The 17,023-nt window shown below is 71.5% G+C and carries 9 protein-coding genes; 6 read left to right on the forward strand and 3 right to left on the reverse strand.

Annotated elements, in window-relative coordinates; all coding sequences use genetic code 11:
- Positions 1 to 131: 131 nt before the first annotated feature.
- Positions 132 to 536: a thioesterase family protein gene (locus tag ACQPYA_RS22095; RefSeq protein WP_433529003.1), complete on the forward strand. Its 405-nt coding sequence runs from the start codon at positions 132 to 134 to the stop codon at positions 534 to 536.
- Positions 533 to 1,363, forward strand: a complete 831-nt coding sequence (locus ACQPYA_RS22100; RefSeq protein WP_433529004.1) for an MBL fold metallo-hydrolase — start codon at positions 533 to 535, stop codon at positions 1,361 to 1,363. The genes ACQPYA_RS22095 and ACQPYA_RS22100 overlap by 4 nt, the downstream gene beginning before the upstream one ends.
- Before the next feature lie 92 nt (positions 1,364 to 1,455).
- Here the strand turns inward: ACQPYA_RS22100 and ACQPYA_RS22105 are convergent, their stop codons facing one another.
- A complete protein-coding gene (locus ACQPYA_RS22105; RefSeq protein ID WP_433529005.1) occupies positions 1,456 to 2,391 on the reverse strand; it encodes a PfkB family carbohydrate kinase in 936 nt (311 codons plus the stop codon).
- A gap of 394 nt (positions 2,392 to 2,785) precedes the next feature.
- Between ACQPYA_RS22105 and ACQPYA_RS22110 the strand changes: the two genes are divergently transcribed.
- Positions 2,786 to 3,913 (forward strand): lytic polysaccharide monooxygenase, encoded by a 1,128-nt coding sequence (locus ACQPYA_RS22110; protein ID WP_433529006.1) that lies wholly within the window; start codon positions 2,786 to 2,788, stop codon positions 3,911 to 3,913.
- Between the two features lie 101 nt (positions 3,914 to 4,014).
- Here ACQPYA_RS22110 and asnB read toward each other — a convergent pair whose 3' ends face one another.
- Positions 4,015 to 5,976: an asparagine synthase (glutamine-hydrolyzing) gene (gene asnB, locus ACQPYA_RS22115; protein WP_433529007.1), complete on the reverse strand. Its 1,962-nt coding sequence runs from the start codon at positions 5,974 to 5,976 to the stop codon at positions 4,015 to 4,017.
- Positions 5,977 to 6,087: 111 nt separating this feature from the next.
- On the opposite strand from asnB, the gene ACQPYA_RS22120 reads away from it, so the two are divergent.
- The 3 genes from ACQPYA_RS22120 (at position 6,088) to ACQPYA_RS22130 (ending at position 11,369) form a co-directional block, all read left to right on the forward strand.
- On the forward strand, positions 6,088 to 7,569 hold the full coding sequence (locus ACQPYA_RS22120) for an aminopeptidase P family protein (protein ID WP_433529008.1): 1,482 nt from the start codon (positions 6,088 to 6,090) through the stop codon (positions 7,567 to 7,569).
- Between the two features lie 294 nt (positions 7,570 to 7,863).
- A complete protein-coding gene (locus tag ACQPYA_RS22125) occupies positions 7,864 to 9,429 on the forward strand; it encodes a right-handed parallel beta-helix repeat-containing protein (RefSeq protein ID WP_433529009.1) in 1,566 nt (521 codons plus the stop codon).
- A gap of 275 nt (positions 9,430 to 9,704) precedes the next feature.
- Positions 9,705 to 11,369 carry a right-handed parallel beta-helix repeat-containing protein gene (locus tag ACQPYA_RS22130; protein WP_433529010.1) on the forward strand — a complete coding sequence of 555 codons (1,665 nt, stop codon included), beginning with the start codon at positions 9,705 to 9,707 and terminating at the stop codon, positions 11,367 to 11,369.
- Positions 11,370 to 11,451: 82 nt separating this feature from the next.
- On the opposite strand, the gene pulA is transcribed toward ACQPYA_RS22130, so the two are convergent.
- Positions 11,452 to 16,971 (reverse strand): pullulanase-type alpha-1,6-glucosidase, encoded by a 5,520-nt coding sequence (gene pulA / locus ACQPYA_RS22135; protein WP_433529011.1) that lies wholly within the window; start codon positions 16,969 to 16,971, stop codon positions 11,452 to 11,454.
- Positions 16,972 to 17,023: the final 52 nt, after the last annotated feature.

Genomic DNA, 17,023 nt, shown 5'->3' on the forward strand with positions numbered 1-17,023 from the left:
GCGGACAAGGTTAACGGCGGGCAACGCGCCGCCCCACGCAGGACCGCCTGCCACGCCGGAGCCGGGGCGTGCCGTCGCGTCATCTGGCCGGCCGCGTGACCCGGGTCTCCGCGAGCACCTACGCTGTGGCCATGCAGGAGCAGCCGGATCATGCCCTGACGCCGGGTTTGGCCGCCCGGGTCGAGTTGACCGTCACCGACGCCGACACCGCCCAGGCGGTCGGCTCCGGCGACGTGCCGGTGCTCGGCACCCCTCGGGTGCTGGCGCTGGCCGAGGCGGCGACCGTGGCGGCGACCGCGCGACACCTGCCCGCCGGATCGACCACCGTGGGCACCCGGGTCGAGCTCGACCACCTGGCCGCGACGCCGGTCGGCCGGACGGTGACGGCGCAGGCCCGGCTGACCGCGGTCGACCGGCGACGGCTGGTCTTCGAGGTCACCGTGACCGAGGGCGGGCAGACGGTGGCCGAGGGTCGGGTGCAGCGGGTCCTGGTCGACCGGCACCGCTTTGTCGAACGCGCCGGACAGCCGGCATGACCAGCCGCTTCGTCGAGGTCGCCGACCGGGTGCACGTGCTGCGGGAGCCGCTGCTCGCGGTCAACGTCACGCTGGTGCTCGGGGACGGCGAGGCGCTGCTGGTCGACACGCTTTCCAGCGCCGCGCAGGCCGCCGAGCTGACCGCCGCCGTACGTGCGGTCACCGGCGACCCGCTGACCCTGGTGAACACCCACCACCACTTCGACCACTGCTTCGGCAACGCCACGCTGGCCGCCGACCCGCCGCGCCCGGTGTGGGCCCACGAGTTGGCCGCCGCGGCGATGCGCGAGGACCCGGACCGGCTACGCCGGGAGGCGTACGCGGAACTCCGCGCCGAGCAGCCCGAACTCGCCGCCGAGCTGGCCGACACCGTGCTGCTGCCGCCCACCGACACCGTCCACACCGAGGCCACCCTCGACATCGGGGGGCGGCGGGTAATGCTGCGCCACCCCGGCCGTGGCCACACCGACGCCGACCTCGTGGTGCAGGTGCCCGACGCCGACCTGCTGGTCGCCGGTGACCTGGTCGAACAGGCCGGCCCGCCGGCGTTCGAGGACTCGTACCCGTTGCAGTGGCCGGACGCGCTGGCCGAGTTGCTCCGGTGGACCACCCCGACGACGGTGGTGGTGCCCGGCCACGGAGAGCCGGTCGACGCCGAGTTCGTCCGGGCGCAGCACGCCCAGTTGGTCGAGCTGGCCTGGCTGATCCGGGCCGGGCACACCGGCGGCGCACCGCCGGAGCGGATCGCCGCCGACGCCCCGTTCCCGGCCCGCCCCGCCCTGATCGCCGCCCGCCGTGGCTACGCCGAACTGGACGGCGCCGCCTGACCCGCCCACAGCCCGCCGGACCCGCAGCCCGCAGCCGGGCAGCCCCGCAGCCCGCCGACTTCACAGCCGACCGGAGCGCAGCTGGGCGGTTGTCAGCTGGTGAAGCGCTGGAGCACCTCGGCACGGGTGGGCATGGCGACCGCGCCGCCGGGGCGCTCGCAGACCAACCCGGCGACCCGCAACGCGAAGGCGACCCGCTCGTGCCAGCCCGCCGGCTCGACCGGTTCACCGTCGACGAGCAGGTCGGCGACGAGCGCGGCCATCACCGAGTCGCCCGCGCCGGTGGCGTCGGCGGCGTCCACCTTCGGGGCGGGTACGCGTACCGGATCGGCATCGGCGGCGGCGACCACCGCACCGGCGGCGCCCAGGGTGACCACGACGGTGCCGGCGCCCAACTCCCGCAGGTACGCCACCACCCCTTCGACCGGCTCGCCGGGATAGAGCAGGTCCGCGTCGGCGCCGCTGAGCTTGACCAGGTGCGCACCGGCGGCGAACTCGGCGACCACCTCGCGGAGCCCGGCCAGCGCCGCCGGGCCGTCCAGCAGGCGGGGGCGGACGTTGGGGTCGAACACCCGAAGTCCCGGCGCCAGCGACCAGGCTCGCCGCGCGGCGGCCAGCGTCGACGGGGACAGCAGCACGATCGAGCCGCAGTAGAGCACCTCGGCGCCCTCGATCAGCGCGACGTCGATGTCGTCGGGGGCGAGCAGCGCATACGAGGGCGGTTCGCCGTAGAAGCGGAAGTCCGGCTCCGGGCCGGCGAAGGTGGCCACGGCCAGCGTGGTCGGCACGGCCACGGTGATCGCCCCGGTCAGCCCGACCTCCTCGGCGGCGAGGAAGGCGCGGATCCGGTCGGCGAGCACGTCGTCGCCGAGTGACCCGACGAACTGCACCGCGCCGCCGAGCCGGGCGACCCCGACGGCGACGTTGAGCGGGGCTCCGCCGATGGCCTGCCGGTAGATCGGCGCGCCGTCGCACTCGGTGTCGAGCAGGTCGACGAGCGCTTCGCCGAGCACCACCGCGTATCCCATCGTCAGGTCCCTCCGTCGGCCGTCCCTGATGCCCAGGCTGGCACAGCGGATGCGTGCCGGGCACCGGAGCCACGGTATTGGCGGGACGGCCCCGGCGCGACGCCGGGCCCGCCATACGCATCGAGAGATGCTATTGCGTCGATGCGCTCGGCATGCTGGGATGGTGCTGTCGGGTGGCGCGGGGCTGCGCGCCACCGATGCCGGGTTCACCATGCGCGAGGGCACTCAGACGCGTCGACAGACCGCTGGCGGCATACCGCCCGGCGGGTCACCCAATCCCGTCGCAGGTCGCCGCAGCGTCGCATCCGCCCACAGCAGCGGGGCGGCCTATTCCGCCACCCCGCGCGTTTCGGCGGGGCCACCCACCTGTGTGCCCCGCAAGTCAGGAGAACCCGTGCACCGTCCTCGTCTGGCCGCGCTGCTCCTCGCAGCCGCCACCCTTGTCGCGAGCGTGGTCGTGGTGACCGCCCGCCCCGACCCGGCCGCCGCGCACGGCGCGGCGATGATTCCGGGTGCCCGTACCTTCCTCTGCTGGAAGGACGGCCTCTCCCCCACCGGCGAGATCCGGCCGCAGAACCCGGCCTGCGCCGCCGCGGTCGCGCAGAGCGGCGCGAACTCCCTCTACAACTGGTTCAGTGTGCTGCGCTCGGACGCCAACGGGCGCACCACCGGCTTCATTCCCGACGGCCAGCTCTGCAGCGGCGGCGCCACCGGCTTCCGCGGCTACGACCTGGCCCGCAACGACTGGCCGTTGACCCACCTGACGGCCGGTCGGACGATGGAGTTCCGGTACAGCAACTGGGCCCACCACCCGGGCACGTTCTACTTCTACGTCACCAAGAACACCTGGAGCCCGACCCGGGCACTGGCCTGGAGCGACCTGGAGGAGCAGCCGTTCCTCACGGTGACCAACCCGCCGCAGCGCGGCGCGGTCGGCACCAACGACGGCCACTACTACTTCACCGGCACCCTGCCGTCGAACAAGAGCGGCCGGCACATCATCTACTCGCGTTGGGTCCGCTCGGACAGCCAGGAGAACTTCTTCGGCTGCTCCGACGTGACCTTCGACGGTGGCAACGGCGAGGTGACCGGCATCGGCACGGGCGGCAGCAACCCGCCGCCCACCACGCCGCCGCCGACCACCCCGCCCCCGACCACGCCGCCGCCCACCACCCCGCCGCCCACGACGACCCCGCCCACCACCCCGCCGGCACCGGGCGGTGACTGCGCGGCCGTCTACCGGATCACCAGCTCCTGGTCGGGTGGCTTCCAGGGCGAGGTCGAGATCACCAACCGCGGCAGTACGCCGTTCAGCGGCTGGACCGCGAACTGGACCTGGCCCAACGGCCAACAGATCAGCCAGATCTGGAACGCCACCCAGACCACGTCCGGATCATCGGTGACGGCCACGAACGTGGCGTACAACGGCGCCCTCGGCGTCAACGCCAGTACGACGTTCGGCTTCCTCGCCAGCTCCACCGGCACCAACGGCTCACCGACGGTCACCTGCACCCGCCGCTGACCGCACGCGCCCGCCGCACGCATCCGTCGCGCGGCGGGCGGCGTGTTAATAGGGGCCCCCTGCTATACGCGAGGCGTTAACAGGGGGCCCCTCCTTACAGCTCAGCGGACCATGGAGCCGACGACGGGTTTGGTGAGGAGGGCGGACTGGTTGCGCTGGATGCCCGGGTCCAGCGTCTTCGCGACGAAGATCGCATGCCAGATGCAGAAGATCAGCACCGTCCAGACCTTGCGGGAGTGGTCGAACTCCTCCCGCTTGTGCTCCTCCAGCAGGCGCAGCGCGTACGACAGGTCGAGCAGCTCACCGGCGCCGGAGGTGGTCAGCACGTGCCGGGCCCACTCGTACATCTCGCCGCGCAGCCAGACCCGGGTCGGGGTCGGGAAGCCCAGCTTCTTGCGGTTGACGATGGCCGGCGGCACCACGCCCTGCAACGCCTGCCGCATGGCGTACTTGGTGGCGTCCGAGCGCGGCGGCAGCTTCAGGTCGACCGGGATCTTCGCCGCCACCTCGAACACCTCGCGGTCGAGGAAGGGCACGCGGACCTCCAGCGAGTGCGCCATGGAGATCCGGTCGGCCTTGACCAGGATGTCCCCGCGCAGCCAGGTGTAGAGGTCGACGTACTGCATCTTGGTGACGTCGTCCAGCTCGGTGCACTCGGCGTAGATCGGCGCGGTGACGTCGGTGTAGCGCACCGACGGGTCGTAGCGGCGCAGCAGGTGCTGCTTCTCCTCCTCGGTGAACATCCGCGCGTTGCCGTAGTAGCGCTCCTCGATCGGCGTGGTGCCGCGTTCCAGGAAGCTCTTGCCCTTGACGCCCTGCGGGATCGCCTTGGAGACCGCCCGCAGACCCTTCTGCACCCCGCCGGGCAGGCCGTTGACGCCGCTCAGCGAGAGCGGCTCGCGGTAGATCGTGTAACCGCCGAAGAACTCGTCGGCGCCCTCGCCGGAGAGCACGACGGTGACGTGCTCGGCGGCCTTCTTGGCGACGAAGTAGAGCGGCACCAGCGCCGGGTCGGCGACCGGGTCGTCCAGGTGCCAGACGATCTTCGGCAGCGCGTCGATCATGTCCTGTGGCCCGATCTTGGTCGGGATGGTGGTCACGTCGAGGTGCCGGGCCGAGTCCTGGGCGACGTCGATCTCGGAGTAGCCCGGCACGTCGTAGCCGACCGTGAAGGTGAGGATGTTGGGGTTGAACTCCCGGGCGAGGGCGACCACCGCGGTGGAGTCGATCCCGCTGGACAGGAACGAGCCGACCGGCACGTCCGAGCGCATGTGCATGCGCACGCTCTCGCGCAGCGTCTCCCGGATCTCGTGGTAGAGCTTCTGCTCGTCGGAGACCGGGGCCGGCCGGAACACCGGGCGGTACCAGCGCCGCACCTCGATCCGCCCGCCCGGGCTCCAGGTCAGGTACTCCCCCGACCCGATCCGGCTGATCCCCTGGTGCAGGGTGCCGGGCTCCGGGACGTATTGCAGGGTCAGGTAGTGGCTGAGGTTCGCGGTGTCCACCCCGGCGTCCCCGGCGTGCGCGGACTGCGCGAAGGGCAGCAGCGCCTTCTTCTCCGAGGCGAGGTAGAGCCCGTCGGCGGTCTCCAGGTAGTGCAGCGGCTTGATGCCGTAGTAGTCGCGGGCGCCGAACGCGCGGCGCTCCTGCCGGTCCCAGATGACGAAGGCGAACATGCCGCGCAGCCGGGTGAGCACCTGCTCGCCCCAGTAGTGGTAGCCGGCGACGATCACCTCGCCGTCCCCGTTGGTGGCGAACCGGGCCCCGAAGTCGCGGATCAGCTCCTCGCGCAGCTCGATGTAGTTGTAGATCTCGCCGTTGAAGGTCAGCAGGTAGCGCCCGTCGGCGTACGGCAGCGGCTCGTGACTGAGCGCCACGTCGATGATCGCCAACCGCTTGTGGGCGAACACCCCGTCCGCGTACCGGCCGGAGGCGTCACCGACCACCTCGACACCGGTCTCGTCCGGTCCGCGGTGGTGCAGGCATTCCAAGGCTCCGGCGATGTTGTCGCGGTGGGCGGCGGCATCGCCGCGGGCACTGAAAAAGGCCAGGAGTCCGCACATGGTTGTCATCTTTCCACGCGTCCGGATCGGGCGTCGCGGCACTGCCGGCCTCTGGACCGGAACCGGTTTCGCGGTACGGTCGCAACAGCGATGACGCGAAGGGAGCGGGGCATGACCGAGGAACGCACCGACGGCAAGCCGGCCGACGGCACCGAGTCGCACGACCCGGACTTCCCACCGGCGTTCCTGTCATTCATGCGGCAGGGCTGGCGGGACACCACCCTGCCGGTCGGCCCGCGACCGGAGGCGCCGAACTACGCCAAGCGCCGGGCCGCCCTCTCGGCCGCCTTCCCGGGCGAGACGCTGGTGATTCCGACCGGCGGCGAGAAGGTACGCGCCAACGACACCGAGTTCCGGTTCCGGCCGGGCAGCGACTTCGCGTACCTGACCGGCGATCACGACCCGGACAGCGTCCTCGTGCTGCGCCCCAACGGCTCCGGCCACGACGCCACGCTGTACATGCGGCCCCGTTCCTCCCGGCAGACCGACGAGTTCTTCCGCAGCCGGCACGGCGAGCTGTGGGTGGGCCGGCGGCACACGCTGGCGGAGAAGTCGACCGAGCTGGGGCTGCCCACCGCCGACCTGACCGAGCTGGCCGCCGCGCTGGCCGACCTGGCGCCGGGGCGTACCCGGGTGCTGCGGGGCTTCGACGCCCGGGTGGACGCCGCGGTGCGCCCCTACGACGGCCCGCGCGAGGAGGGCCAGCCGGCCCGCGACCGTGAGCTGGCGATCGCCGTCTCGGAGCTGAAGCTGGTCAAGGACGAGTGGGAGATCGCCCAGTTGCAGGACGCGATCGACGCCACGGTCCGTGGTTTCGAGGATGTGGCCCGGGTGCTGCCGGCCGACCGCGGCGTCTCGGAGCGGCTGTTGGAGGGGATCTTCGCGTTGCGGGCCCGGCTGGACGGCAACGACCTCGGCTACAGCTCGATCGTCGGTGCCGGCGAGCACGCCACGATCCTGCACTGGGTGCACAACCACGGCGTCACCCGGCCGGGTGAGCTGCTGTTGATGGACATGGGCGTGGAGAACCGTCACCTCTACACCGCGGACGTGACCCGGGTGCTGCCGGTGGACGGCCGGTTCACCCCGTTGCAGCGGCAGGTCTACGACATCGTGTACGCCTCGCAGCAGGCCGGCATCGAGTTCATCAAGCCGGGCGTGGCGTTCAAGGACGTCCACCTCACCTGCATGCGGGTGCTCGCCGAGGGGCTGGCCGACCTGGGGCTGTTGCCGGTGGGCGTGGACGAGGCGATGGACGAGTCCTCGACGGTGTACCGGCGCTGGACGCTGCACGGCTTCGGGCACATGCTCGGCATCGACGTGCACGACTGCTCGAACGCCCGCAAGGAGACCTACCGTGACGGCACGCTGGGCGAGGGTTACGTGCTCACCGTGGAGCCGGGGCTCTACTTCCAGCCGGAGGACGAACTGGTCCCCGAGGAGCTGCGCGGCGTCGGCATCCGGATCGAGGACGACGTCCTGGTCACGCCGGCGGGTGCGGTGAACCTGTCGGCGGGCCTGCCGCGCCGGGCCGACGAGGTGGAGACCTGGCTGGCCGAGCAGCGCGAGGCGGGTCTGCGCCTGCCCGGCTGACGCCGGCACGAATACGCGGCGGGCCCCGCCGGGGTGTGCGACGTTTCGGACGTCCAGCACGCCCCGAGCGGGGCCCGTCCCTGTTCGTACAGCTCAGCCGCTTTCTGCCCGGCCTGGCAGCCCTGAGTGGGGGACGCCCGATTCGAGATGAATGCGGGCTTTTTTCAGATAAGCCCTTGTCGCGAGGATCGCTCTCATACGGTGGTCATCGGAGGCTGCAACCGATTTGTAGCTGCTCGCGCCCTCTTCGGATGGTGCGGGCCCGTCTGGTAGCAGGAAGGGCGGAAGGCTCTGATGTCCAATGACCTAACGAGTCCCTCCGGTGAGGCCCCCATGGCCCCATCCGGACGAGGACGACGCAAACTTTGGGTGGCCGCCGGTGTGGTCGGTTTGACCGGCGTCGTCGGCCTGGCGGCCGTGGGCGGCATCGCCGCCCGCAACAACCAGAAGTCCGCCGACAAGGAGCGGGCCTCGAACGCGCAGGCATCCGCGCCCAAGCAGAACGTCAGCGACGCGGGCAAGGCCGAGGACACCGAGAAGTCCGACGCGGGCGACCGGAGTGGCCGGAACGACGCCGGGGGCGGCAAGGGCAAGGGCGCCGATCGGGTACGTGAGGTGCCCTGCGACACCGACAAGCTGATCGCGGCGATCACCCTCGCCAACCGGACCAACGGCGCGACGCTGAAGCTGGCCGACCGCTGCACCTACAGGCTGACCCGGCACGACGAGTGGGGCAACGGCCTGCCCAGGATCAACCAGCCGATCACCCTCAAGGGCGACAAGACCCTGATCGAACGGGACGCCACGGCCAAGCCGTTCCGCATCCTCAACGTCGGCCCCGGCGGGGAACTCACCCTCAAGGGCCTGACCGTCAAGGGCGGCCAGCTCAAGGAGGAGAAGGAGCGGCCGAAGCCGGGCAAGTGGGGATCGGAGCGGAGCGGGTCCAACGCCGCACCGGCGGCGGCGCCCGCACCGGATCCCGCACACGGGCACACGCCCACCGAGGGCGCGGGGCTGCTGGTCCACCAGGGCGGCCGGGCGGTCGTCGAGGAGAGCACCTTCGTGCAGAACCACACGAGTGGCGACGGTGGGGCCATCGCCAACTTCGGCTCGACCCGGGTCCGTGACAGCTTGATCGAGCGCAACAGCGCCGGCGGTTTCGGCGGCGGCATCTTCAACGCCGGGGTGCTCAACGTCGAGGAGTCCAAGGTGTCGCAGAACAGCTCCGGTCTCGGCGGCGGCGGCATCGCCAACGGCACCAGTGGCAGATACGCGACCGAGGGCGGCACCGTCTACATCTGGAAGAGCAAGATCCGCCAGAACCGGACCGCGGGCGACGGTGGCGGCCTGTTCGACGAGGGCGGCACCACCTCGGCCAGCCACAGCGAGATCACCGACAACGTGGCGGCCTCCGACGTCGGCGGAGTGGTCGCCAACCGGGGCGGCCAGCTGACCCTCAAGAACGTCGTGGTGGCGCGGAACGCCACCGAGGGTCGGGCCGGCGGCATCGGCGTCGGCACCGACGCCAGGGCCGTCGTCGAGCACAGCCTGATCAAGGAGAACGTCTCCGGTTCCGACGGCGGCGGCCTGTACAACTTCGGTTTCACCGTCCTGCGGGACACCGAGGTCCTCGCCAACCAGGCGGTCGGCGGGAACGCGCGGGCCGGCGGCATCTTCAACGACGGCGGCAAGGTGAGCCTGATCCGGACGAAGGTGGCCGTCAACTTCGCCACCCAGAAGCCGGGCGGCGTCTTCACCACCAACGACGACGTCACCGTCGACAGCAGGTCCAGCATCACCGACAACCGCCCGACCAACTGCCTGGGCAGCCCGGTCATCCCGAACCGCTGCTTCGGCTGACCATCGACAGCCACACCACATAACTGGAGGGCTCCTCCGGCCGCCAACCGGCGCCCCGAGGAGCCCTCCTCCCACTCACCCCTTGGCGGGACGGCAGGGCGCGGTGGGTGGAGGCAGGGCGAATGAAACCTAATGTGGGGTTGTTTCGCATTTGCCGGCGAGGCGAAGAAGGTTCTCATACCGTTGGTTTCGGGAGCTACAACCGATTTGTAGCGGGGACGCCCGCCTGTGGCGGGACGACCCTGTCTGGTACGAAGAGAGGGCAGAGAGCTCCGATGTCCAACTACCTACCGAACAACGATGATCGGCCTTCTGTGCCGAAGCGTCGCCGCAAGTTCTGGGTTGCCAGCGGCGTAGCCGGGCTGACCGGCGTGGTCAGCATCGCTGCGGTCGGCGTCGCCACCGGCGCCGGGGCGGTCGGGGGCGAGAGCCCGAAGTGGTCGACCGCCCAGCAGGTCAGCCAGGACGGCGACAAGCACGGCAAGAAGGACCGCGACGAACGTGACGACGAGCGGGGAAGGGAGGTGCCCTGCGACACCGACAAGCTGATCGAGGCGATCACCCTCGCCAACAATCGGGACGGTGCGACGCTGAAGCTGGCCGAGCACTGCACCTACAAGCTGACCCGGCACGACAAGTGGGGCAACGGCCTTCCGAAGATCACCCAGCCGATCACGCTCAAGGGCAAGAAGACCAAGATCGAACGGGACGCCACGGCCAAGCCGTTCCGCATCCTCAACGTCGGCCCCGGCGGGGAACTCACCCTCAAGGGCCTGACCATCAAGGGCGGGCAGACCGAGCCGCACCGGAAGCTGTCGGCACCGACCCCGCTGGAGGCGTGGTCGCAGTTCTCCGGCTCCGCGGCGGCGACCGCGTACCTGGAGTCCGGCAAGCCGCTCACCACGGCGTTGCTGGCCGGGCCGAAGGCCCCGGCCGCCGCACCCGAGGCCGACGCACCGTCGGCACCGGCCGCGCAGGCCGACGGGGCGGCATGGGAGTCCGACGGGCTGGCCGAGGTCGAGGCGAAGGGAAGCTGGGAGCCCGGCTTCTTCGACGGTGCGGGCCTGCTGGTGCAGCCCGGCGGTCGCGCGGACGTCATCGACACCGAGTTCGTCAACAACCAGTCCGGCGCCAACGGCGGCGGTGTGGCCAACTACGGCCAGACCCGGCTCAGCGAGAGCCGGGTCGACGAGAACACCGCCTTCCTCTTCGGCGGCGGCATCCTGAACGTCGGCGTACTCAAGATCGAGAAGTCGTCGGTGGCGGACAACCAGGCGATCATCGGCGGCGCGGGCATCTCCAACGGCCTGGTCAAGGTGAAGCCGTACAAGGAGAAGCTGCACATCGCCGGCATCGACAACGGCACGCTCTTCGTCGAGAAGTCCGAGATCGAGGGCAACCAGACCACCGGCTTCGGCGGCGGTCTCCTCGACCTCAGCGGCGAGACCACCGTCAAGCACTCGAAGGTCACCGACAACACCGCACTGATCGCCGGCGGCGGTCTCCTCGCGGCCAAGAAGAGCCAGCTCACGCTGGCGCACAGCACGGTCGCGAAGAACAGCACCGCGGGCGTCGGCGGCGGTCTGGCGGTGGTCGGCTGGAGCACCGCCACGGTCGACGACAGCAGCATCAAGGAGAACGTCGCCGGATTCTTCGGTGCCGGTCTGTTCAACGACGAGAGCAAGACCACACTGCGGGACACCGAGGTCGACGGCAACCGTGCCGTCGGTCCCTGGGCCACCGGCGGTGGCATCTTCAACAAGAACGGCTGGGTCTACCTGACCAAGACCAAGGTCGCCCACAACTTCGCCACGAACAAGCCGGGCGGCGTCTTCACCACCAACAACGGCGTCGAGCTGGACGACAAGTCGGTGATCACCGACAACCGTCCCACCAACTGCCTCGGCAGCCCGGTGACGCCGAGGGGCTGCTTCGGCTGACCCACCTGGTTGACCGGTGCTGACACCGGCTCCGACCGGGACCGGCCCCCTTCCGCAAGCTGGAAGGGGGCCGGTCCGCGTCCTAACGCTGGACGAAGACCGCCACGCTGCGGGCCGGCACGGTGAACGTACCGCTCGACGACTCGAACGACGCCGTACGCAGCACCTCGTCGGCCGAGGAGCGCAGCACGGGGTGCAGCGCCACGTCCGCCCCGCGCAACCCGGTGACCTGCTGCCTCGCGGCCTGCGGGGTGCCGTTGAAGACCACCGTCACCGATTTCCACGCCCCACCGAGGCCGCGGGCGTCCAGGGTCATGGTGAGCACCCCCGGCGTCTCCTCCCGACCGGAGAGCGGGAAGGCGACCCGCCGCTGCACCTCCTGCGCGGTGGGCAGCCCGAAGACCGGCGAGGAGGCCCGGATCCGCAGCAGCTCGGCGTACCGGGCGTCGGTCAGCTCGACCGCCGCGCAGTCCGGCACCAACGCGCGATCGGCCAGCAGCGGCCGGGCGTACGGCCACTTGTCCCGGTTGTCCTCCGCCGCCGGCAGGCCGACACCGAACCCGTTGCCCTGCGCACAGTCCCAGCGGATCTGGTTGAACCAGTCCCCCGAGTCGTACGAATTGCGGTCCAGCGACTTCGACCGCAACCGTTCGGTGCCGGTGGTGAGGAAGCCGGCGCCCTGGCTCATCACCACCGTGCCCAGCGCGAGCACCTGCATCCGCGCCCGATCGGCCGGCGAGGTGGCCGGCGGCAGCTTGTACGCCAACGCGTCGTACAGGATCTCGTTGTCGTGCGCGTCGACGTAGGTGATCGACTCACCCGGCGCGTCGGTGTAGCCGGCCGGCGCGCCGTTGTAGTCGACCTGGGCACCGGTCACCGCCCGGCCCGCCGAGTCGGTGAACCGGTAACCGCGCAGGTTGCCGGCCAGCCCGACCTTGACCAGGTCGTGCTGGTGCAGCAGCCGGGCCCGCTGCTCGGCGGCCGAGCCGTTGACCGGGTCGCCGTTCGGGTCGGTGAAGAGCCCCGAGGCGAAGCCCTGCCGGCGCGGGTTGTCGTCGAAGGGCCCGCCGCCGCGCACCGCGTCGCGCAGCCGGTCGTTGAACGTGCCGATACCGGTGCCGGCCATGTTTGCCTGGGTGGCCTGCACGAACCGGGCGTCGTCGGCCACCTCGCCGAAGTTCCAGCCCTCGCCGTAGAGCAGGATCTTCTTGCCGTCCACGCCGTCCCGGGCCACGGTCAGCTTGTCCAGCGCGGCGCGTACGGCCAGGATGTTCGCCTTCGGATGGTGGCCCATCAGGTCGAAGCGGAACCCGTCCACCTTGTACGCCTTCGCCCAGGTGACCAGCGAGTCGACCACCAGCTTGCCCATCATGGCGTGCTCGGGGGCGGTGTTGGCGCAGCAGGTGGAGGTGGCCACCGCCCCGTCGTCGAGCAGCCGGTGATAGTAGCCGGGCACGATCTGGTCGAGCACCGACTTCGGGTCGGTGCCGGCGGCCGAGGTGTGGTTGTAGACCACGTCCATCACCACCCGCAGGCCCGCCGCGTTCACCCCGGCGACCATCTGCCGGAACTCCGTGGTGCGCGCCGTCCCGTCCGGGTCGACGGCGTACCCGCCCTCCGGGACGGTGTAGTGCAGCGGGTCGTACCCCCAGTTGTAGCCGTCGGCCTCCTTCACCGCGGCGACGCACTCCTGCTGGCGCTCCGAGTCCGGCGGCAGGGCCGCCAGGTCGCAGCCCGGCTGCCGCTGGTCGGCCCGCCGTTCCGGGATGGTGGCGAAGTCGAAGGCGGGCAGCAGGTGCAGGTGGGTCACCCCGGCGTCGCCGAGCGCCTTCAGGTGCCGCATGCCGGCGGTCGCCGGGTCGGTGAAGGCGAGGAAGGTGCCCCGTCGGTGCGCCGGCACGCTGTCGTCGGCGATGGAGAAGTCCCGTACCGACAGCTCGGAGATCTGCACCTTGGCGGAGGCCACCGCGGCCGGCTTGCGCAGCGACGACCAGCCCGCCGGGGCCAGCCTCGGGTCGGTCAGGTCGGCGATCTGGCTGTGCGTGGAGTCCGCCGCCAGCGCCACCGAGTACGGGTCGGTCACCGCGGCGGTGACCAGCTGCTGTGCGGCCGGCTGCCACGCCTGCACCCGGTACCGGTAGTAGCTGCCGGTCCAGTCGCGCGCACCCCGTACCGACCAGACGCCGGTGCGGTCGTCCCGGCTCATCGCCACCGTGCGGGGCGTCGCGGTGGGCGAGTCGGAGAGTTCCAGCGAGACCGTCCGGGCGGTCGGCGCCCAGACCGCCAGGGTCGGCGCGCCGCCGGTGAAGGTGACGCCGAGACTGGCCCGGGTGGCCGGAGCGTACACGTCGTCGAGCACGCCCGGGATCTGCACGCCGGTGACGCCGAGCAGGGTGCCGTCGGCGGCCCGCTCGGTCACCAGCAGCTGCCCGCGCAGCGCCGCCGGCACCCGGCCCAGGTCCCTCCGGTCGAGGGTGAAGGCGCGGTGATCCCACAGGTGCGGGAAGGCCGCGCGTTGGGCCTCGGTGAGCCCGTTGCGCTGCGCGGTCAGCGGCAGTTCGGTGTACGCCCCGACCAGCTCGCCGTCGACCACGCCTACCCCACCGGCGGGCGCGGTCACCAGCGCGTACGCCCGACCGTCGGTGGGACCGGTGCGCCAGGCGACGGTGGACCGGTCGATCCAGTGCGCCCGCTGCCGGGTGATGTCGGTGTCCGTACCGGTGCCGGTGGCGCTCGCCGGCAGCAGACGGCCCGGGGTCGCGGCGAGCAACCAGACCTCGCGCCCGGCGTCGGCGAAGTCGAGCCGCTGGTCCTGCGGCAGGTCCTTCTCGTCGCCGGAGTGCACGATGTAGCTCAGCCCGGTCGCGCCGTCGGCCAGCGGCACCCGGAACTCGGCGCCGAAGGAGTCGATCCGGGTCGGCGGCATCGGCCTGGCCCAGTCGGTGGGGTTGGCCGCGCCGTCCCACAGGTGCAGGCCCCAGCCGTCGTAGTTGCCGTCGGAGCGGCGATAGTGGATCACCGCCAGCCCATCCTCGACCGGCGGCGCCGGCTCCCCGGCGGCCTCCTCCCGGCTCGGGTAGGTCGCCGGGTCGCCCCGCTTGACCCAGACCTCAGCGGTCTGCGTCACGTCGACGGTCCGGTCGTTCTCGACGTCCTTGTTGCCGTCGGCGTCGACCACCAGGAAACCGACCGACTTCGCGCCCGGTTTGAGCTTCACCCAGGCGAACCGCCCGTAGGCGTCCGTGCCGGCGAACGGCTGCCCCTTCGGCCACTCGGTCGCGTACGCCGGATCGATGTCACCCCAGGTGTAGAGCCCCCAGTCGGCGTAGTCGCCGTCGGGGCGCTGGTAGTGCACCACCAGCCAGTCACGGGACGCGCCGGACCGCTCCGGCGTGCCGACGGTGGCGGTGGCGCGGGCGGTCGCGGTGCGGCCCCGGCCGTCGCGGACCGCCGCCCGGTACTCGACCTTCGTGGCGGCGGGCAGGCCGGTCAGGTCGTGGTGCACGGTGTACGGGGCACGGTGCGCGGAGCCGAGCAGCGTCCACCTGCCGCCGTCGACCCGGGCGGCGACCGTGACGGTGGCCAGCGGATCCCCGGTGACCTGGGCGGTGATCCCGGCCCGGGTGGCCGGCGACGCGTCGGGGGCGGTGATGGTGAGGCCCGGCCTGGCGGTGGGCAGCGCGACCGGCGTGCCGGCCCGGTGCACCACCGCCGACAGCGGCGGCACGGTCACCGTCAGCCTGCCGTCACCGGCGGCGACCGGAGCGCCGGTGCCGCCGTAGATGCCGGTGAAGGTGGCACCGGCCGACCAGGTCTCCACGGTGACAGTCTGGGCGGTGGCGGCGTTGTTGACCGCCACCACGTACTCGGTGCGGTTGTCCGGGTCGAAGCGGGAGAAGGCGAAGACGCCGGGGCCGTCGGCGGCGTACCGGGTGACCTGCACGCCGTCGCGCAGCGCCGGGTGCGCCTGGCGCAGCGCGCCCAGCTCGGCGATGCCCCGGTAGAGCGGGTGCGCCCGGTCGAACTGGTCGACCGCGTGGGTACGGTCGGTGCCGAGCAGGTCGTCGTCGAGGTAGTCCGGGGTCTGCGAGGCGAACATGCTCTGCCGGGCGTCCTTGTCCCCGCCCGGTCCGGTGAAGCCCTGCTCGTCGCCGGAGTAGACCACCGGCTGGCCACGGGTGAGGAACATCAGCTCATGGGCGAGCTGGTCGCGGCGCAGGTGGGTGGCGGGGTCGGTGCGACCGCCCGCGATGAAGGAGCCGATCCGACCCATGTCGTGGTTGCCGAGGAAGGTGGGCAGCCGGCCGGCGTGGGTGTCCCGGGCGGCGTACAGGTCGTCGCGGGCGTACACGTCGGCCAGCGCCTTCGCGGAGCCGTCGTCGGCGGTGAAGCCACGGGCCGCCTCCTGGAAGGCGAAGTCCAGGGTGGCGGGCAGGCCACCCTGCCGTACGTAGTCGGAGGTGATCTCCGGGTCGGCGCTGTAGACCTCGCCGAACATGAAGAAGTCCTTCTTGCCGGCGCGAGCCGCGGCCCGGTCGATGCCCTGGCTGAACTGCGGCCAGAAGTCCAGGTTGACGTGCTTGACGGTGTCCAGCCGGAAACCGTCGACGCCGGTCGACCGCACCCAGTCGGCGTAGATCTTCGTCATGCCGCGGACCACCTCGGGGCGCTCGGTCCAGAGGTCGTCGAGGCCGAAGAAGTCGCCGTACTCGCTGTTCTCACCGGCGAAGGTGGAGTCACCCCGGTTGTGGTACATGGTCGGGTCGTTCAACCAGGCCGGGACCTTGACCTTGGCGTCCGCCGGGGTCTCGAAGGTCGGGGTGTACGGGAAGGAGTCCGCGTTCACCGCCGGGAAGGCGCGGCTGCCGTCGGCGTAGTTGCGGTCCTCGAACGGCCGGCCCTGCGCGTCCCGGTACGGCGCGGTCGACTTGTCGACGTACGTGTAGCGGTCCTCGGCGTAGCTGATGACGTCGGCGGTGTGGTTGACGATGACGTCGAGGTAGACCTTGATCCCGCGCCGGTGCGCGGACTGGACCAGCTTCTTCAGGTCGGCGGCGCTGCCGAAGTGCGGGTCGACCTGGGTGAAGTCGGTGATCCAGTAGCCGTGGTAGCCGGCCGAGACGTCGTCGCCCCTGCCCTGCACGGGCCGGTTCTTGAACACCGGGGCGAGCCAGATGGCGGTGGTGCCCAATCCCTGGATGTAGTCGAGCCGGTCGATCATCCCCTTGAGGTCACCGCCGTGGTAGAACCCCTTGTCCCTGGGGTCGTACCCGGTGCGCAGCCGGTCCCCGGCCAGGCCGCCCCGGTCGTTGCGTGGATCGCCGTTGGCGAACCGGTCCGGCAGGACGAAGTAGAACTGCTCGGCCCGTGCCCGGTTGGTCCCCGCGGCGAGCAGGGCCGCGGCGGAAGGCTCGGTGTGCCAGCTGACGGCACCGGTGGCGTCGAGCTGTCCCGGGCCGGCGCCTACGGCGCTGAGCTGTCCGGCAGCCGGCTGGGCCGCCGCGGCGGTGGGCTGCACCGCGACGGGCGCGCCGCCCAGGGTGAGTACGAGCAGGAGGACGAGGGCCAGCACGGGCTTGCGCGGTATCGGCGGCGGTTTCATCGACGGCCTTCCTCTGGTCGCTGATTGGCCCGCACGCTAGCCCTTGCCGAAA

Origin of the sequence: Micromonospora sp. CA-263727, assembly GCF_050942455.1 — a bacterium.
Lineage (GTDB): Bacteria > Actinomycetota > Actinomycetes > Mycobacteriales > Micromonosporaceae > Micromonospora.

Coding starts and splice junctions, on each gene's coding strand:
- ACQPYA_RS22095 (WP_433529003.1), top strand. CDS start 132: ATGCAGGAGCAGCCGGATCATGCCCTGACGCCGGGTTTGGCCGCCCGG.
- ACQPYA_RS22100 (WP_433529004.1), top strand. CDS start 533: ATGACCAGCCGCTTCGTCGAGGTCGCCGACCGGGTGCACGTGCTGCGG.
- ACQPYA_RS22105 (WP_433529005.1), bottom strand. CDS start 2,391: ATGGGATACGCGGTGGTGCTCGGCGAAGCGCTCGTCGACCTGCTCGAC.
- asnB (WP_433529007.1), bottom strand. CDS start 5,976: ATGTGCGGACTCCTGGCCTTTTTCAGTGCCCGCGGCGATGCCGCCGCC.
- ACQPYA_RS22120 (WP_433529008.1), top strand. CDS start 6,088: ATGACCGAGGAACGCACCGACGGCAAGCCGGCCGACGGCACCGAGTCG.
- ACQPYA_RS22125 (WP_433529009.1), top strand. CDS start 7,864: ATGTCCAATGACCTAACGAGTCCCTCCGGTGAGGCCCCCATGGCCCCA.
- ACQPYA_RS22130 (WP_433529010.1), top strand. CDS start 9,705: ATGTCCAACTACCTACCGAACAACGATGATCGGCCTTCTGTGCCGAAG.
- pulA (WP_433529011.1), bottom strand. CDS start 16,971: ATGAAACCGCCGCCGATACCGCGCAAGCCCGTGCTGGCCCTCGTCCTC.